The sequence below is a fragment of the Desulfomonilaceae bacterium genome (assembly GCA_041662605.1).
Taxonomy (GTDB): domain Bacteria; phylum Desulfobacterota; class Desulfomonilia; order Desulfomonilales; family Desulfomonilaceae; genus CAJBEZ01.
This window is the reverse complement of record JBAZSD010000007.1, coordinates 59,931-77,793: the sequence shown is the minus strand read 5'-3', so window position 1 is coordinate 77,793 and position 17,863 is coordinate 59,931. Positions and strand designations below refer to the sequence as shown.

Genomic DNA, 17,863 nt, shown 5'->3' with positions numbered 1-17,863 from the left:
CAGACTGAACACTTGACTGCGCAATCGCAGTACAAACTAATTTTCGGCCTTGACCCTTGCAGCGATGTCCTTCCTTAGTTCAGCCTTTAAAATCTTGCCTACTGAATTTCTCGGGATCGCTATTACAACTTCCAGGCGTTCAGGGAGCTTGTAAACAGCCATCCCAGCTTCTTTTAAAAAGCTCACCAGGCTTTCCAGGGTCAGGCTTTGCCCCTCTTTCGGCACAGCGTATACGCAGGTTCGTTCTCCCAGATCCGGATCGCTCATACCCACAGCGGCCACATCCTGGATCGCGGGATGGGCAAGAAGAGCGTTCTCAACATCCAGAGCGCTTACGTTAAAGCCGCCCCTGATTATTATATCCTTGGCCCGGTCAAAGAATTTAAGATATCGGTCACCTTTTATTTGAAAAAGATCGCCGGTACGGAAGAACCCTTCAGAGTCGAAAGATTTCTCCCCAAGGTCCGGTCGCTTAAAATAACCTGGAATCACATTGGGGCCACGATAAAGAAGTTCACCAATTGCGTCAGGTTCTGTCAACTCCGTTCCGGACGCGTCTACAACCTTGGTTCTGATGAACTTTGTCACAGGAACCGACCAGACGCTGCCTGGAGCGCCATAATTGGGGAACTGATCGACCCTGATATTAACGTCAGGGATGTCCTGAACACTTGATACAAAGGCAGTTCCCTCGTTTTGTCCCCAGATATTTCCAATGTCAACATTCCACTTTTTCTTGAATTCCTCCATGGCCCATATTGAGGTTGGAGCTGACCCAACGGTAATGGCCCTTATGGAACTTAAATCGAATTGCGCCGCAGTAGGATGCTTGAGTATAAGGTTAACCACTGCAGGCACTAATAAGGTATAATTAATCTTTTCCGTGACCATCTGTTTAAGCAACAACATCGGGTCAAACGGATGATGAAGAACCATGGTTCCACCTTGAAGAAGCCACGGCACAAACACAGTTCCCACGGACGCCATGTTCACCAACGGACCGGCCGTGAGCTGCACATCTCCGGGCTGTATGCATGGGCCGCATGCCAAAGAGGATTGACAACGCCAATTGTTGTGGCTCAGCGGACACCCTTTGGGCTGGGCTTCAGTTCCTGATGTCCAGCAGATTGTGAAGATGTCATTGCCATCAATTGGTATTTCAGAAACTTTGGGGCCCGGCTTTTCAGTCATCATGCGTCGGACGTCCTGGTACGTAAAAATGGTCTTGATGGAAGGGTTTTTCTGTTGAACCTCCCCTGCCATGGCCAGATGATCGAAACCATGAAAGGATTCAACGGTTATAATGGCTTTGGCTAGTGTCAAGTCCGCGACGTAACCAAGATCTTTTGATCTCCATTGCATGGCGGCCGGAGATATGACTGCTCCCACCTTGCATATCGCGAGGTACAACATGGCCAATTCCCAGCAATTGGGCATTTGGACCATGACTATATCATCCTTTTCGATTCCAGAATTGAACAGCGCTGTAGCCATACCATCAACTGCTTTTGACAGTTCGGAGTAAGAGACGTGATCCGGAGTGGTTCCGAGAAGAGTCTCCTTGTTAAGTGGATCGGCAATTGCGGTTTTATCGGGCATTTTGACCACATGCTCATAGAAGTGGTCAAGCAGGGTCTTAGATCCCCAGCAACCTTTAGCTGTATACTCTTTTATCGACTCCTGAGACGCCAGAATCATAACTTCCTCCTCTGTTCACCAGCATTTATTGGTTTGCGTTCCCGTCTATAACCCCATGAATTTGGCGGCTATCCCTTTCATAATCTCGTTGGTTCCGGCAAAAATGGACATGACCCTTACGTCCCGCCAGGCCCGGGCTACAGGATATTCCTCGCAATACCCGTATCCTCCATAAAGCTGTAAGCAGCCATCAACAACCCTTTTGGCCATATCCGTAATCCAGTACTTTGCCATCGACACATCAACAACCACATTCCTTTTTTCCGCATGGTCAACTACGAGTTTGTCGAGAAAAGTTCTCCCTAATTTAACTTCGGTGGCCATTTCCACAATCTTGAACTGAGTATTCTGGAATTTAGATATCGGCTTTCCAAACGCAGTCCGCTGCTTGCAGTAATCTATGGTCGCCTCAAGAGTCCTTTCTGCTATCACCTGGGCGCCAACACAGCACATGAGACGTTCTTGCTGCAGCTTATCCATCAGCATGGGAAATCCGCCGCCTTTCCGTCCGAGACGGTTACTCTTGGGAACCCTGCAATCATTGAAGAATAGCTCAGCGGTATCCTGGCTATGCCATCCAATCTTCTTTATTTTCTTTCCTTTCTCAAAACCCGGCGTTCCAGCCTCCACCAGGTAAAGGTCGACGGCTTTATGAGGAGCTTCCACCGCGGGATCTTTGACAGCTAGAACTACGAGATCGCATAGAATGCCGTTACTCGTGAAAGTCTTCTGACCGTTGATGATAACGTTGTCGCCATCATCCACCGCTGTGGTTCTCATTCCCGCCAGGTCACTTCCGGCATTGGGCTCAGTCATTGCCACCGCTGTAATAATGTCCCCGGAAATGCAACCCGGCAGATATTTATGTTTTAGCTCCTCGGAAGCGAAAGACGTTATGTAGGGAACCACGATGTCACTGTGAAGAAAAGCGGCAAGCCCAAAATGGTTGGTCCGTCCCAACTCTTCCATAAGGATCACGGAATAGAAAAAGTCGACCCCCAATCCTCCATACTCTTCTGGAACCTGCATACAAAGAAAGCCGTTATCGCCCATTTTCTTCCATATACTTCTGGGAACTATTCCGGCTTCTTCCCATTCATCGACGTAAGGCGTGACTTCCCTGGCAAAAAATTTCCTTGTCGAGTCCCTAAAAATCCTATGGTCTTCCGTATAGGATATGATCTCCATAAAGATCTCCTTCAACTTTTAGTTTAGCCTTTAGCAGGCTGGAAGCGAGGCGTTACACCGTCAAGAATGATTGCGCATAAATTATCCGCTGTTTTATCAGGATCAATTGAACGGCTGAAAATGGTGGCAGGCAGGCACGCGTGTTCGATACCCCCAAGTATCAATTGTCTGATTGCCGCTGCAGGAATATCTCGTCGAACGGAGCCTTCCGCCATTCCCTCTTCAATGACTTTAAGCAGGAAATCAGTGTACCGCTTTACCATTTGATAAGCGTCACTCAGAAAATAGTCGGCGTAATTTCTGACCTCCAGGAGGAGAATCCGTGCAAAGACCCGATTTGAATCATACATGTTTATGTGTGACCAAATTAGCTTTCTGAGTTGGTTCAGCGGTCCCTTAATCGCCTTGACCTCATTTTCAGTCCCTGTAATGTAAAAATTCAAATATTCCGCCAGCACCTGATGCAATAGGTCCCGTTTGTCCTTGAAATATTTGTAGATCAGAGCCTCGGTGACTCCGGCGTTTCTGGCTATATCGGAGATGGTAATTGAAACAAACTCCTTTTCACCCAAGAGAGTCCGCAAAGCCGCCATGATCTTAGCCTTGCCGGGAGGATGAGGCTTGTCCTGAAAATCCCAAAATGGGCTGTCAATAGCTTCCTTTTCAGCCATAATTCAACCATGTCATTTCGTGATCCATGCCACCCTTTTCAAACAATTTAGACTTTTTCGATCACAACAGCGGGAGCCATGCCACCCCCGGTGCAAAGAGTGATCAAGCCATAATGACCATCGATCCTTTCAAGTTCGTGCAAACATGTTACTACCAGACGGCAACCGGAGTTTCCAACGGGATGCCCTAGCGCAATAGCCCCACCGTTAGAGTTCACTTTTCCCCAATCGGGATCATACTCTTTTCCCCAAGCCAGAGGCACTGCAGCGAAGGCTTCGTTAATCTCTATCCTGTCGAAATCCTTCATGGCAAGTCCCGACAATTTCATTACTTTCTTCGTGGCTGGAATTGGACCTGTCAACATCATGACGGGATCTGCCCCCGCCACAGCGGATGTAACAATTCTGGCTCTGGGCTTCAAACCGAGTTCCTTGACTTTTCTTGACGACATCAACAGCACGGCCGAGGCCCCGTCACTGATGGGACTGGAATTGCCCGCTGTCATCATTTTTGTTCCGAACACAGGTTTTAAATTCGCCAGAATCTCCAGCGAAGTTTCAGGTCTTATCGTTTCGTCTTTTGCAAAAACCCTCTCCGTACCGTCTGCGCTCCGGATCTTTACTGGTACTATCTCTCGGTCAAACCGCCCCTCGGTCTCCGCTCTGTGCGCACGCTGATGGCTTCGCATAGCGAAGGAGTCCAGTTCCTCCTTTTGAATGCCCCATTTTTTGGCGATGAGTTCGGCAGCCTGACCCTGATCTACGAATTTGCCACCCGTTCGATTCAAATAAGCAGAGCCAAATGGCATACCGGCGGGTTTACCATTGGAAAGAGTAAGATTGAGCCACTCGGCTGCAATAGAGTATTTGCTCATGACCTCGCAGCCACAGGCTATAACGCAGTCTCGCCACCCTGCGATAATCTCAGCCGCTGCGAAACTCAATGCCGTGAGACTGGATCCACATTGTCTGTTGATTGCGACTCCAGGAGTGTCATCAGGAAAACCAGCGGCCAAAACACCCATGCGAGGCAGGGTGAATCCCTGCTCTCCCACCTGAGTCACTGTTCCCCCCAGAACATCCTCGATTTCAGCCGGATCCACGTCTACACGGTCTATGACTTCTCTCAGGACAATTCCAAGCAACTCATCCGGACGATATTGTGATAGGCTGCCGTTCTTCTTTCCTACAGCGGTTCTTACAGCGCTAACTATGAATGCGTCCTGCATCTGTGTCTCCTTATATTAGCCCGGAGTCCAAGCCACAGGCTATGAGTGAATCAAACTCAGGAGCAGGGGCAAGACCCGGAATTTTGAACTTTTCAGAAAGCTCCTCAAGTCTACGCTTTATGAACTTAACTCCCTTAAGGCTGACATAACGGGCAGGTCCATGCCAGCAATCCGGAAATCCGATGCCTAGCACAGCCCCAAGATCCATGCTGAAGAAATCATGCAAAACCCCTTCACTCAGGCACCAGAAAGCTTCATTCACCATTCCTAGCAGCAAGATGTCCTGAGACTCTTCAGCCGTCGGGATCGGCAGCCCGTTGGCTCTGACGATAAAATTGGCTGCGGATTCGTCTGGTAGCATCTTACGGTAATCTTTATAAAAACTAGGCTTGCCAGCCCCCACATAGCCCCCTTCGTACATTTTCATCAACGTCTTTGGAATGCTCATCCGATCTGGAAACCGTGAAGCCATAAAATTACCGGCATGATAAACCACGTTGCCCCCCGCTGTGCCATAAACATGCAAAGGTCCCTGCGGAAAACCCGCCTTGAGCGCCAACAGATCAACCTCCCACGGGCTAACCCCTAACTCTGCAAGGCGGAAGCCATTCATTACGTAGCTGCCGAATGTCCGACTTGTGTAAAATCCCGGACCGTCACTGACAAGGATAACTGTTTTGCCCATGGCCCGCCCTACTGTTACAGCCGTAGAAATCGACGAAGCGCTGGACCGTGGGCCCTGTATGACCTCGAGAAGGGGCATAAGTGGCACAGGCGAGAAGTAGTGCATTCCAACCACCATATCCGGACGTTTCGAGAACTCGGAAATATCGGCCATTGGTATGGTAGATGTATTGGAAGCGAACAAGATGTCGGGATTCACTTCCTGAACCCTGGTCAGGATTTTACGTTTGAGATCTAGGTTCTCAAATACGCATTCGATAACCAAGGGTACTTCTTTGAGGCTCGTGTAGTCATCGGTCCAGTCAAGGTTGGCCATAGTTGCGTTCTTGCGCTTCTGGGACCATCTACCACGATCAACTAAATCCTGGAGCGTAGATCCAATCTTCTCCACCGCTTTTCGAGCCGTGTCAGCGTCGACATCTATCAGAGTTGTCTTAATGCCTTTTTCCGCAGTGACTTGTGCAATTCCACTTCCCATAAGACCTGAGCCGATCACTGCAATCTTCTCCACTTTAGCCGCCTGACGAGCGTCAACCCTGACCAGCCTGTGACCAACGCTGGTCACCAAAGAGAAAAGGTCGATCTTGGCGCGGGTATTTGGATGACTAAATAGAGGGACGAAAAGGTCGACATCTCTTCTGGCAGCCTCGTCAATGGACAAGTCTAACCCGCCTTCCATTGAGTCCATAGCCGCATATAGATATGGCCGATGTGGGCAAATCCCGTAACGAGACCTCGCTACGTCAATTGCTTTTCGCTTTTCATCTTCGGTCAACGGTTCCGGGATTCCAAAGTCGGGATCATAGTTTCGGTTTATGATTCCCTGATGGTCCTCTATCCATTGCATTGCACGGGATTCAAGTTCCCTGGCATCGCAAATCGTGACAAAGCCGGTTTTGGAATATTCCTCAGCGGAACTGACCCTGCCGGTGAGTATCATAGTGACAGCCGTCTTAAACCCCACCACTTTCGGTAACGTTTGAGTTCCTCCACCCGCAGGGAAAAGACCTACGTTTACTTCTGGAAGCCCCATTTTGGAAGAAGTTGTCGCAAATACACAGTCGCATCCCCAAAGCAGTAGTTCAAAACCTCCTCCCAGCGCAGTCTGCCCGTCCAACACAGCCACCACAGGAAAAGGGCTCCCGGCGAGCCGGGCCAGAGATTCCTGATATCTCAGGGTGACATGCCGGATCACCGCAGGAGTGGGATCTGTAATTATTTCCTTGAGATTCGCTCCGTCGAGGAAGCTTCTTTTCTTCCCGGAGACTATGATCACTCCCCGGACCTTGTCCAATATCGACCTGTCGATGGCCCTTTCCAAATCCGCCAGGAAAATCTGACCAATGGTGTTGACAGGCCCGGCGGTATCTATCACCAGTGTGGCGACCCTAGTTAACTGATCAAGACTATATGTGACTTCAGACATGATTTTCCCCTTCTCTTATGCGCTGATTATTACGGCTTCTCCCTGGGTCAGACCGCCACAAATCGCTGCGACTCCGAGCCCCCCTCCTCTACGGCGCAACTCATACATCATGGTCATCGTGATCCTCAATCCTGAGGCCCCTACCGGATGTCCCATAGCAATAGCCCCACCGTTCACATTTATTTTCTGAAGAAGCTCGAACCATCGATCCGTGTCATCGTCAGCGAGAATCTTGGCGCTGACCAAAGGCATAGCTGCGAACGCTTCATTTATTTCCATCAGATCCATCTCGGAAAGGTCCAGCCCTGCCCTATCGAGAGCCTTTTTTATCGTAAGAGCCGGAATCCATGAAATCCCATACGGCATGTCGATCTCCCCCGCCGCTTCTACAATCTCCGCAAGAGGTTGCAATCCCAGTTCGGAAGCCCTCTTTTCCGTCATGACAACCATAGCGGATGCGCCGTCATTTAACCCCGGAGCGTTGCCTGCAGTCGTGGTCTTGGCCCCAAATACCGGCGGCAACTGCTCAACTTGGGCTATCAAGCTATTCGGCCTGGGCCCCTCGTCGCTGGATACGATAAAGGAGTCACGCCCCTTCCTCACTTTTATCGGTGATATTTCATCAGCGAATTTCCCAGACTGCTCGGCAGCAAACCACTTGCGATTTGAAGCCACTGCCCAGGCATCGAGCATGCGCTTGGGGACGCCATATTTCTCCGCCCCGTTCGAGGCGTCTACCGCAACAGAGTTGTACCCGGGATAACTGATTGGGAATATCTGATCTTTGAGTTTAACTTCTCCAATACGGACACCGGTTCTTAGTTCTCTAGACATGTGCGGCACTCTGCTCATTGACTCCACGCCAATAACCAGAGCCGAAGAGTATTCTCCAAGCTTAAGACCCCATAGAGCCATCCGAAGAGCAGTCAAGGGAGAACAGCAGGCTGTGTCCAATGTTATTGTGAACCGGTTGATTCCCAGCTTCAGGGAAATCTGACGACCCGTGACCGAAGCGGTTTCAAAAGACCCGGGAATACAATTCCCGACAAACACATGATCAATTTCGGATTTGAGGTCATGACCTTGTGTAATAAGGCATGATTGGGCCGCGTGAACGGCAAGATCCAAAGGCTCCATTTCCGATAGGGCTCCAAGATACCTGCCAAAGGGCGTTCTCTTTGCGCTCACAATTACATTTTTGTCCGCCATGCTGATATTCCTCCAGCCGATCCATTCGGTGAAAAATTTATCAAAATCGACTCAACACTTGGAGTTGCCCAAGGTTGGATTTAAGGTGTGAACGGATACGAAATCTTTTTCATGTAGAGTTGTCCTGTTGGTAAGTAATATTTACTAACCTGCGGCGATCTGTCAATACTTTTTTTGCCAAAACACATCAGAAGTTCCGTATAATTTAATGGATTGCGTTCCAGTTTTCAGAAATATCAGGAAGGAATGCCACGAATTTCTCGTGCTTTTACGCCCCTCTTGTCGATCCAGTGTTGCAGCCCACCCAGGTAAGTATATACAACGGGCGTTAAATACAAAGTCACCACCTGTGACAACATGAGCCCTCCAACTACGGCCAACCCCAAAGGCTGTCTCGAGTCACCACCTGCGCCAAATCCTATGGCAATCGGAGTCATACCCGCTATGGCTGCAATAGTAGTCATCATAATGGGCCGGAATCGTACCACTGATCCTTCGACAGCGGCTTCTAGAGGAGTTTTGCCTCCAGCTTCCGCTTCAAGGGCGAAGTCCACCACCATGATCGCGTTTTTCTTAACTATGCCTATCAGCATAAACAGCCCGACAAATCCGTACAAATCCAGCGTGAATCCAAATAACCACAGCACCAGTAATCCGCCGAACGCCGCTGACGGTAATCCTGCAATAATTGTCAAAGGATGTAAGAAACTCTCGTACAGACAGGCGAGAATCATATAAATTATTATGATGGCCACAAAGAGGAGAATCGTTAGGCTACGGACAGATCCCTCAAAAGCCTCGGCGGTTCCACCGAATTTGAAATGAATCCTGTCAGGGAGTATCCCGGACGCCGTTGCTCTCAATGCTTCGGTGACCTGGCCAACGGAGAATCCAGGCGCTGTGTCAAATGAAATGGTAACTGAAGGGAACTGCCCGTAGTGGTTCACAGTCAATGGGCCGGTTTTCGCTTTTAAATCTGCTACTACGTCGAGTCGCACCATCTCGCCAACCCTGTTTTTCAGATAGAGCGACGATAGTTGGTCCGGGTAACGCTGATCATCTTTATCGACTTCGAGCACGACCTTGTAAGTGTCTGTGGTACCGTATATGTTTGAAATTTCACGCGATCCGTACGATGAGAAAGCCGACTGCTCTATTTCTTCCGCCGTAATACCGAGCGAAAACGCCTTGTCTCTGTTAATATCGATGTAAGTTTCGGGATTCTTTATGTACAAATTCGAATTCACCCCGGTTATCTGAGGCATGGCATACATCGCATACGTAAATTTCTCAGCGTTTCGGAAAAGCGAAGCGGTGTCCGTTGATTGGAGAATCAACTGATACGGACTGGCTGAGATTTCAGTACTTATCTCTATTAGAGGCGGAACTGAATAGAATGTGAGCAACCCCGGAATAGAATTAACAATTGGGAAAAGTTCGGTCATAACCTTTTGAGCTGTGACCTTCCGTGGAGGCCTGTCATTCAAAAAGGCGATGGTGAAACCTTGATTCCGTTGTGGATACCCAGCCACATTCAGGACCGACCGGACGTTGGGGTTAGACCGCACCATAGGTTGCAGTTCCTTGAGCTTTTCCTGCATAGCCTCCGGTGAGATCCCCTGTTCGCTCACACAAAATCCGATGAGATAGTTCATATCAACAGGAGGAACAAACCCTTTGGGCAAAGCTATAAAAAGGTACAGGGTCGTTCCTAGTATAAAAACAGACAGCAGCATAGTCACAATTCTGTGATGAACGGCCAGGGTTAGCGTTCTCTTGTAGAATCGTAGCATGGCCCCAAAAATAGGGTCTGATTCGGCCAATCTACTCTGCGGACGCAACAGGCGACTGCTCAGCATCGGCGTAACCATCAGAGCGACAACACCGGAGATGACGATAGCTACTGTAATGGTGACAGCAAACTCATTCAGAACTCGACCATAAATCCCAGCCATGAACATGATCGGCACAAAAACTATGGCCAGACTGGACGTCATTGATATGATCGTGAAGGCAATCTGCTTCACTCCATCAACGGCGGCCTGAAACGGCTTCTTTCCCATCTCTAGATGCCGCACCACATTCTCTAGTACCACGATAGCATCATCTACCACAAAGCCTACAGACAGTACCAGCGCCAGCAATGACAGGTTGTCCAGAGAAAACCCAAACATGTACATCACGGCGAAGGTGGACACGATTGACAGAGGAATCGCTATACTGGCTATAAAGGTCGCCGCCAAATTTCTAAGAAAAATGAAAACAACAACGACAACCAGGATCACAGCCAGGACAAGAGTCAGTTTTACATCGTCTAGTGAGGCCCTGATAGACTGAGACATGTCGTAGACTACTTCGAGATCCACTGTCGGAGGCAACGAAGCCCTGATAGTCGGCATCAGTTTCTCAATGTCATCGACTATTCTTATAGTGTTGGAACCAGGTTGCCTCTGAACCGCAAGGGCCACGCACTTCTTACCGTTGTAATAACAATATACCTTGTCCGCGTAGACACTGTTTTCAACCTTTGCTACCTCATCAAGGCGCACCGGCTGACCTTCGACATACGACACAATGATTGGATCGTACGCTCTGGCGTCCATGAGTTGCCCAGAAGCTTTCAGGGTGTTGGTCTGACGTTTTCCGTCAAGTGTGCCTAAAGGCAGGTTCACGTTCTGGGCAATTATCGAGTTCCTAACCTCATTAATCCCGATATTCTTTGCGGCCAACAGGTCAGGCTTTATAAATACTCTGACAGTGAATTTCTGTTGGCTGTAATTAAGCACCTGCGCAACTCCCGACACCATTGAGAGCGCATTTGAGACAAATGTTTCCGCGTAATCATTCACTCTATAGAGAGGCATCGCGTCGGAGTGCATGACCAGGTAATATATGGGCCGCTCTGCCGGGTTCACTTTGGAAAAAGTCGGTGGACTGGGCATATTTGGCGGAAGTAACCCACTTGCCCTGGTGATGGCGGCTTGGACGTCCATAGCTGCAGCGTCTATCTTTCTGGAAAGGTCAAACTGCAAATTTATCGTGGTTCTGCCTTGGGCGCTGTTCGAGTTCATAGTCCGCAATCCCTCTATTGACGAGAATTGCTTCTCAAGAGGAGTAGCTACACTCGAAGCCATGGTGTCGGGGTCGGCTCCTGGTAACGTCGCCTGTACCGATATGGTTGGAAAATCTACTTGAGGCAGGGCAGAAACTGGGAGATTTCTGTATGCTATTACGCCGAAAAAGACCATCGCCACCATGATGGTGATGGTCATTACCGGACGCCTTACAAAAAGCTCCGTGGGGCTCATTATTTTGGCGCCTTACCTGAGCCGTTGGTGGCCTTGGGATGTTTAGGATTAGCCGCTTCTCTAGCTTTCTTTATTTGTTCTTTCGTGACCACCGAAGCGCCCGGACGCAGCATGAGTTGCCCATCGGTTATGACTTTCTCACCTGCTCCTACCCCTTCAGAAATGACCACCATGTCAGTTTCGCGACGATCTACCTTCACTGGTCGTATGGAAACAGTCTGGTCCTTGTTTACAGCCCAAACGTACTGGCCCTCGGCTCCGTCGTTGACAGCCACTGCCGGAACGAGCAAGGCGCCTATTGTGGTAGTGAGCTTTAAACGAACATCTACGAACTGCCCTGGCCAGAGTCTGGATTCAGGGTTCCGAAACGTCCCCTCGAGCGCAATCATTCCGGTTCTCAGGTTTATGTTGTTATCTATAAGAGTAAGCTTCCCCGACTCGGGTTTGTCACTCCCCCGTATCAAGACTTCCACTTCCAGCGGAGCGACTGAATTGTATTTGTTTATTTCGTCAAGAAACTTTCCAGGAACCGAGAACCTAACCTTGATCGGATGTATCTGTTTGATAGTAACCAGCCGGTCCTGGTTGGCGTTCACAATGTTGAAATTGTCTATATAAATGTCCCCGGATGGACCCTCAAGCGGCGATTTAATGAAACAGTATCCCAGATTAAGTTGGGCGCTCTCCAGCTCGGCCTGGTTTAGCTCCATCTGGTAAAGCTTGGAATTCATGTCAACCTGTTTGGTCTCAAGTTGTTCCTGACTGACAGCCTTTTCACCATACAAACCCTTGAATCGGATGTAATCCTTATTCGCCTGTTCGTATTGAACTCTCGCCTGGTTAACCTTCGCTTCGCTCTCCTTTACCTTGGTTTCGAACGGAGCAGGGTCGATAGTAAAAAGATCCTGACCGGCCTTTAGACTGTCTCCTGCCTTGAAAAAACGTTTTATTAGCTCACCTGTAACGCGAGACTTTAAATCCACAGTGTTATAGGCCGCAACATTCCCGATGGCCTTTATGAAAAGAGGAGTGTCTTTCTGAATGACTTCGGCCATGTCAACAGGAATAGGTCCAGTTGGCTTGCCTATGCCTTCCCTTGACTTCCCGCATCCGACCACCGTCAGTGATAAAACACACAGCATCGCAATTAAGGATATTCTTCGCTGCGCCGTGTAGACCAGTTTCTTTGATGGGTGATCCATATTAGCTACCATTCGATATCGTCGGAAACCAACCGGTGTTTTTCAACGTCTCGAGATTACAATAGATCCGAAAGGAATGTCCTGATAAATCCTCGCGACGCCGTTTTTTACCACTTCAAGTAGCGCCAGAAAAGTAACTACAATATTCCCTCTTGAGAAATCTTCAGAAAACAGCGATCCGAAGGAGAGCCATCGGTGTGTCTTTAGCCTCGTGATGATCTCTTCGATTTTGATCTGGATTGAAATCGGCTCGTTCCTGATCTCCATCGCCATTTTCGGCTCCCGTTTTTCCAACAGCGCTTGCAAAGCCGATACCAGTTCATTGATATCGATACTCACGACTGATCGGCCTTGTCCATCCAGCAAGGGCTCACGCCCGTCTCTTTCGAAAACCTCCCGGCCAAGAAGAGGCATGGCTCCAAGTTCAGCCGCAACTGTCCTGTATCTCCTGTACTCAAGTAAATGAGCCACAAGTTCCGCTCTCGGATCTTCAACATCATCGCCCGGAGTTCCGTCGTCTGAAACCGCCGCCGGCAAGAGCGTCTGAGACTTGAGATACGTGAGATACGACGCCATTACAAGATATTCCCCGGCCAATTCGAGATTAAACGACCTCATAATCTCGATGGTTTCCAGGTATTGTTCCGTAATGGTGGCTATCGGTATATCGCCAATGGAAACTTCATTTTTTTCGATAAGGTGGAGAAGCAGGTCAAGAGGGCCCTCGAAGATATCTAACTTGACCTCGTACGCCATGATTTACCTTACGAGACTTAGTAGCAAGTTTTCAACCGCTATTATCGGAGGAACTATCAAGAAATTCACCGCGCCTGTGAGCAGCAACGCCAGAAGAATCAGAAATCCGTAAGGCTCAATAGCTTCCAGCTTGTACGCCGCGGAGCGCGGAAGCATCCCTTTGAGCACGCCGAATCCATCCAGTGGAGGAATAGGAATCAGGTTGAAAACAGCCAGAACCACATTGATTCTGATTCCGTATCTAATGATAAGAAATAGCGGTCCCATGAAGAAATCGCTTGCAGGAGATCCATATCCCGCCATTGCCGCGGAAGCGATCAACTTCAGCATCAGCACCAGAATTATCGCCACAATGATATTCGCGACCGGCCCACCCAGACTGATCCAAAGCATGTCCCGCAAGGGCCTCTTTAGATATCTGGGGTCAACCGGAACCGGTTTTGCCCAGCCGATCATCCTGGTCAGAACCAGGGCCAGAGTTCCAAAGAGATCCAGATGGCTCAAAGGGTTAAATGTAAGCCTCCCCGCCATCTTTGCGGTAGGATCCCCAAGTCTGTATGCAATGTAGCCGTGCGTGAATTCATGCGCCGTTATGGCGAGCAGAAAACCTGGAGTAATTAGAACCAATTCTCTTAGGGATTTGAGGATGTCCAATTCAGGCATAGGATCTGAGAAGAGGCTCTTAACCCTAACTTGCGTTACGGTCTTTGGAATGGATGCAGATTGCTCTCCCTGAAGAGAGGCGCCGACACAAGGTCACGTAAAGCTCCTCTCCAGGGGACACTTGAGAAAAAGACAAGATAGGGAAACACTGGTAGGATTTCTACCACTATTTCTGCTTCTTTCCCTCTTGTTTTGACTTGTCTTTACCTTTACCGGAACCTTTTTTAACTGGTTCAGGTGGTTTTTCTTCCACTTTCTTTTTCTTGCCGGTAGCCCCGGGCTTAATGGTTTCAGCCCTTTCAGCCGCGGCTTCGGCTATCTTCTGCGCTTTTTTCTCTTGGAGCTTCTTGGTTTGGTCTTCAAGAAAAGCTATGCGGGCCAACGCCGTATTTACTTGCTTGACTCTAGCCTTTAGACGCTTGATCAGCGGATCTTTGTCTATACGCTTTTCATCAAAACCTTGTTCTGACAGGCTCTTGCGTCTTGTCTCCGACTGTTTGAGAAACCTGCTCTTCTGTTCCTCTCTTGTGTGAATGCTCTTTGACGGCATGATCATCCTCTGCTTGTGATTCTTGGACTCAGCAAGTCCTGTTCTGGCTGGGGTGGGAGGATTCGAACCTCCGAATGCGGGTGCCAAAGACCCGTGTCTTGCCACTTGACGACACCCCAGCAGGCGGCCGCATGAGACTCTATATTCAGGGCCCGGGGCTAATCTATTGTTATCCCCTTTTTCTCGGATCTGGCGATTATCGTTTTCCAGGACTTTGGAAACCGGCCAGGCCGAGGTTCCTCAATATCGTTTTCAATGAAACCAAACACTGTGGGGCCGCTTCCACTCATTACGGGTTTGTTTATTCCGACCCTCCTGATAGCGTCAAGGGCGTCGGAAATTCCCGGATGGAGCCGTTCAGCCACGGTTTGTAAATCATTATGGAGAAAATCCCGCGCGTCGTGGCCCTCTCCATATAATCCGTGTAGAATACCTGGTCTCATGGCGCCTGTCAAGGTTTTAGAAATCTCCTTGAAGATCCCCGCTGTGGACACAGGAAATCCAGGATTCACAAGCAGGATTTTTTGTGGCTGATCCAGGAATATCCTGGTGAGCCGATCGCCTATCCCCTCCCCTATCGCCGATCCGCCGAAAAAGAAAAATGGCACATCAGCTCCAACAGTCGCGGCTACCGGCATTATAGCTTCAATATCCAGCCATTCCAGATCAAAAAGTCTCTTCATACCCACTATCAAAGCCGCTGCGTTCGAACTGCCTCCGCCAAGACCGGCCGCTATAGGTATGTTCTTGCGCAACTCGATATCTACGTCAAAGCGCTGGCCGCTCAAACCTTCGAGCCATTTGAGCGCCTTGAAAACGAGGTTTGATTCAGTCTCGATTTCCGGCGCTCCCTCAACCTTCAGGGATTTGCCTCCACTGCTTTGACGCAGTATGATTTCGTCGGCGAGATCTATCTCCTGAAACACGGTTTCAATCTCATGATAGCCGTCAGGTCTTTTCCCAAGCACTCTCAAAAAGAGATTTATCTTTGCCGGACTTCGAAGTCGGAGACTTTTCATGAGATTTTACCCCTATTCCGGGGCGCCGGACAAAAGAGCCCCGTATCGACAAAAAAGTTTTCGCCAACTATTATGACATTTATCTTTTGATCTTAGTTCTAACAACATCCTGATTCAATCCGTAAGTTTCAAGGATTCTCGTAACTGGAGACAAACAAATCGTGAAACTGACACTGGAGCTTGGAACCAGAAAAGCGTTTCTGTACGCGCCCGAGGACGCTGAAGACTCTGCGGAGCGCCTCACCTTCTGGTGGGGTCTTACTACAGCTTCAATTAATCTGACAAGGCTCATTCTTGAAGGAAAGGATCTTGTGGGGGTCAAGGCGCTCGAACTCGGGTGCGGACTCGGCCTGGCGGGCATGGGAGCTTTGATGAAGGGCGCTGAAGTCACTTTCAGCGATTTCATGCCTCAAGCGCTGGAACTCGCGAGCCGCAATATAGCTCTGAATGATCTGAATCGCTCCCGAGCGCATTTTCTCGAGTTGGATTGGGGAAATCCCCCAGATTTGCCTGCTTTTGATCTGATCCTTGGCGCCGAAATAATATATGACTATTTCTTCCACTCCAGTCTGATCCAGTTACTCGAAAAGGCGTTGGCGACCGGTGGCAGTATCATGCTTGCGGACAGGAAAAGACTGGTTGTCGAGCGTTTTATCGGCCGACTGTTATCGAGAGGCTTTTCATGCCAATCAAATACGTCGGCTTTCAGTCACCATGGTTTTCCTGATCAGGAAATTACCATTTTTGACCTCTCGCGTTCCTGAAATGCGCTCCTACCTCGGCCGTACAGCGCCCCTGATTTCCCCAGTAACACCCCCAGTCATCATGTGGGATCTAACAACCATGTAAGTTACTATGTAGCTCTCCTGTGTAATAATCATACAGCCAAATTTGTTACCACCAAATATCCGTATCTAATTCCCTGATCAAAGTACCAAACGAAAGTCGTTAAGCTTGATACCAATTTCACCTTGCAAAGTTCGTTTTATTATGGTTTCATCTAAATTATTAATTATTGATTGCTTTGACGAATGATATTTAATCCATAATTGTTGGGGCGACTTGGAAATTAGGCCATAAGAGAGTAAAATAAAATTTATCTTCATCATTGTTTTTTGTGGTGGCGGATCGACCCCTTATAGCCATAAACATGAGCTTTGCAGGTGATGTATCGTTTTGCGTCGAATCTCGACAATCCGTAATTGATTATTCTTTCTAGTATTATCATTTAGAACATAAAAGCCTCATAACAACGTTTACTTTGTATTATCGATATGTTACAATTAATCGACGGGGCGGAGCTATGTAGGCCGTCCACAATATCATTCCACCTTGCCGCTGAGTTGAGGAAATAATACTGCACTCACGCATGGATACAACGGAACGTAGGAGTAGGCCCATATGTCTATCCTCCCCAATCATGACCCAGCATGTTTTCAGTATCTTGTCTCTAAATGGAAAGAATTCAATGAGATCTCAACCAACTGGGTCTTTAGACCGAATAACTAGCGTGATCATACCGATTTGCAAACGATACGCTATTATCAAGGCCATTGTTTTTGGATCTTTTGCTGTGGGCGATGTCTCCAAACGCAGCGATTTGGATTTGATGCTTATTATGCAGACGGATAAAAGATTTCTTGATCGTTATGATGGGATTTACAAGGATATAACTGATGTGGTTGAGCATCGCTCTGTTGATCTTCTGATCTACACTCCGGCGGAATTTGACAATATGCAGGATGAGCCTTTTATGCGACGAGTTGTCAAGGAAGGCGTCGTCATTTATGGCTGAAGCCAAGAACAGATACCTGGCTAAAAGATGGTTACAGACAGCGGCAGAGGACCTAGCGGCGGCTCGAACATTGTACGACCACGAAATGTATGCGGCTTCGTGTTTTCATTCCCAGCAGGCCGGCGAAAAATCGATTAAGGCGATCTGGTTTTTCGAAGACGAAGACCCATGGGGCCACTCGGTCAAAAAACTTGTTGATGAATTTCCTAAAAAAGATGATTTCCCGGATTTGGCCGAAGTAAATAACTTCGCCGCATTGCTCGACAAATATTATATTCCCACAAGATATCCCAACGGACTGCCTGATTTGACGCCTGGGCAGGTCTATATCCAAAGCGACGCCGCCGTGGGACTGGTTGCGGCTTCCGGCTTCATTGAACTTTGCAAGACCTGGATTGAAAGCAACCTACGTTCGAAATGACATGATTTTGAATTCATTCCCCTTTGGGCCGCTTCTGCCAGTAC

At 48.7% G+C, this 17,863-nt stretch carries 15 protein-coding genes and 1 tRNA gene; 3 read left to right on the top strand and 13 right to left on the bottom strand.

The features are described from left to right. Positions 1 to 36: 36 nt before the first annotated feature. The 13 genes from WC647_07840 to ispE all read right to left on the bottom strand — a co-directional run bounded on the left by WC647_07840 (position 37) and on the right by ispE (position 15,603). On the bottom strand, positions 37 to 1,698 hold the full coding sequence (locus WC647_07840; protein ID MFA6222210.1) for a class I adenylate-forming enzyme family protein: 1,662 nt from the start codon (positions 1,696 to 1,698) through the stop codon (positions 37 to 39). 45 nt (positions 1,699 to 1,743) lie between these two features. Continuing rightward, complete coding sequence (locus WC647_07835) at positions 1,744 to 2,886, bottom strand: acyl-CoA dehydrogenase family protein (GenBank protein MFA6222209.1); 1,143 nt, start codon at positions 2,884 to 2,886, stop codon at positions 1,744 to 1,746. Between the two features lie 23 nt (positions 2,887 to 2,909). Further along, the gene (locus tag WC647_07830) at positions 2,910 to 3,557 is read right to left on the bottom strand and encodes a TetR/AcrR family transcriptional regulator (protein ID MFA6222208.1); all 648 of its coding nucleotides are present in this window, start codon (positions 3,555 to 3,557) and stop codon (positions 2,910 to 2,912) included. 47 nt (positions 3,558 to 3,604) lie between these two features. Beyond that, on the bottom strand, positions 3,605 to 4,786 hold the full coding sequence (locus WC647_07825) for a thiolase family protein (GenBank protein ID MFA6222207.1): 1,182 nt from the start codon (positions 4,784 to 4,786) through the stop codon (positions 3,605 to 3,607). A gap of 10 nt (positions 4,787 to 4,796) precedes the next feature. Continuing rightward, the gene (locus WC647_07820) at positions 4,797 to 6,896 is read right to left on the bottom strand and encodes a 3-hydroxyacyl-CoA dehydrogenase NAD-binding domain-containing protein (GenBank protein ID MFA6222206.1); all 2,100 of its coding nucleotides are present in this window, start codon (positions 6,894 to 6,896) and stop codon (positions 4,797 to 4,799) included. Positions 6,897 to 6,911: 15 nt separating this feature from the next. Continuing rightward, the gene (locus WC647_07815) at positions 6,912 to 8,105 is read right to left on the bottom strand and encodes a thiolase family protein (GenBank protein ID MFA6222205.1); all 1,194 of its coding nucleotides are present in this window, start codon (positions 8,103 to 8,105) and stop codon (positions 6,912 to 6,914) included. 236 nt (positions 8,106 to 8,341) lie between these two features. Further along, positions 8,342 to 11,413 (bottom strand): efflux RND transporter permease subunit, encoded by a 3,072-nt coding sequence (locus WC647_07810; GenBank protein MFA6222204.1) that lies wholly within the window; start codon positions 11,411 to 11,413, stop codon positions 8,342 to 8,344. Further along, positions 11,413 to 12,615, bottom strand: coding sequence for an efflux RND transporter periplasmic adaptor subunit (locus WC647_07805; protein ID MFA6222203.1), 1,203 nt, complete (start codon positions 12,613 to 12,615; stop codon positions 11,413 to 11,415). The genes WC647_07810 and WC647_07805 overlap by 1 nt, the downstream gene beginning before the upstream one ends. A gap of 42 nt (positions 12,616 to 12,657) precedes the next feature. Beyond that, entirely contained in the window at positions 12,658 to 13,371 is a 714-nt protein-coding gene (locus tag WC647_07800) for a segregation/condensation protein A (GenBank protein MFA6222202.1), read from the bottom strand. A 3-nt stretch (positions 13,372 to 13,374) separates the two neighbouring features. Then, on the bottom strand, positions 13,375 to 14,034 hold the full coding sequence (locus tag WC647_07795) for a site-2 protease family protein (protein ID MFA6222201.1): 660 nt from the start codon (positions 14,032 to 14,034) through the stop codon (positions 13,375 to 13,377). Positions 14,035 to 14,200: 166 nt separating this feature from the next. Next, a complete protein-coding gene (locus WC647_07790; GenBank protein ID MFA6222200.1) occupies positions 14,201 to 14,584 on the bottom strand; it encodes a hypothetical protein in 384 nt (127 codons plus the stop codon). Positions 14,585 to 14,628: 44 nt separating this feature from the next. Beyond that, positions 14,629 to 14,703 (bottom strand) — tRNA-Gln (locus WC647_07785). A 39-nt stretch (positions 14,704 to 14,742) separates the two neighbouring features. Further along, a complete protein-coding gene (gene ispE / locus WC647_07780) occupies positions 14,743 to 15,603 on the bottom strand; it encodes a 4-(cytidine 5'-diphospho)-2-C-methyl-D-erythritol kinase (protein ID MFA6222199.1) in 861 nt (286 codons plus the stop codon). 161 nt (positions 15,604 to 15,764) lie between these two features. Here ispE and WC647_07775 point away from each other — a divergent pair, with 161 nt between their 5' ends. The 3 genes from WC647_07775 to WC647_07765 all read left to right on the top strand — a co-directional run bounded on the left by WC647_07775 (position 15,765) and on the right by WC647_07765 (position 17,819). Beyond that, positions 15,765 to 16,367, top strand: coding sequence for a methyltransferase domain-containing protein (locus tag WC647_07775; protein ID MFA6222198.1), 603 nt, complete (start codon positions 15,765 to 15,767; stop codon positions 16,365 to 16,367). Between the two features lie 704 nt (positions 16,368 to 17,071). Then, the gene (locus WC647_07770; GenBank protein MFA6222197.1) at positions 17,072 to 17,398 is read left to right on the top strand and encodes a nucleotidyltransferase domain-containing protein; all 327 of its coding nucleotides are present in this window, start codon (positions 17,072 to 17,074) and stop codon (positions 17,396 to 17,398) included. Next, positions 17,391 to 17,819 carry a HEPN domain-containing protein gene (locus WC647_07765; GenBank protein MFA6222196.1) on the top strand — a complete coding sequence of 143 codons (429 nt, stop codon included), beginning with the start codon at positions 17,391 to 17,393 and terminating at the stop codon, positions 17,817 to 17,819. The genes WC647_07770 and WC647_07765 overlap by 8 nt, the downstream gene beginning before the upstream one ends. Positions 17,820 to 17,863 lie beyond the last annotated feature (44 nt).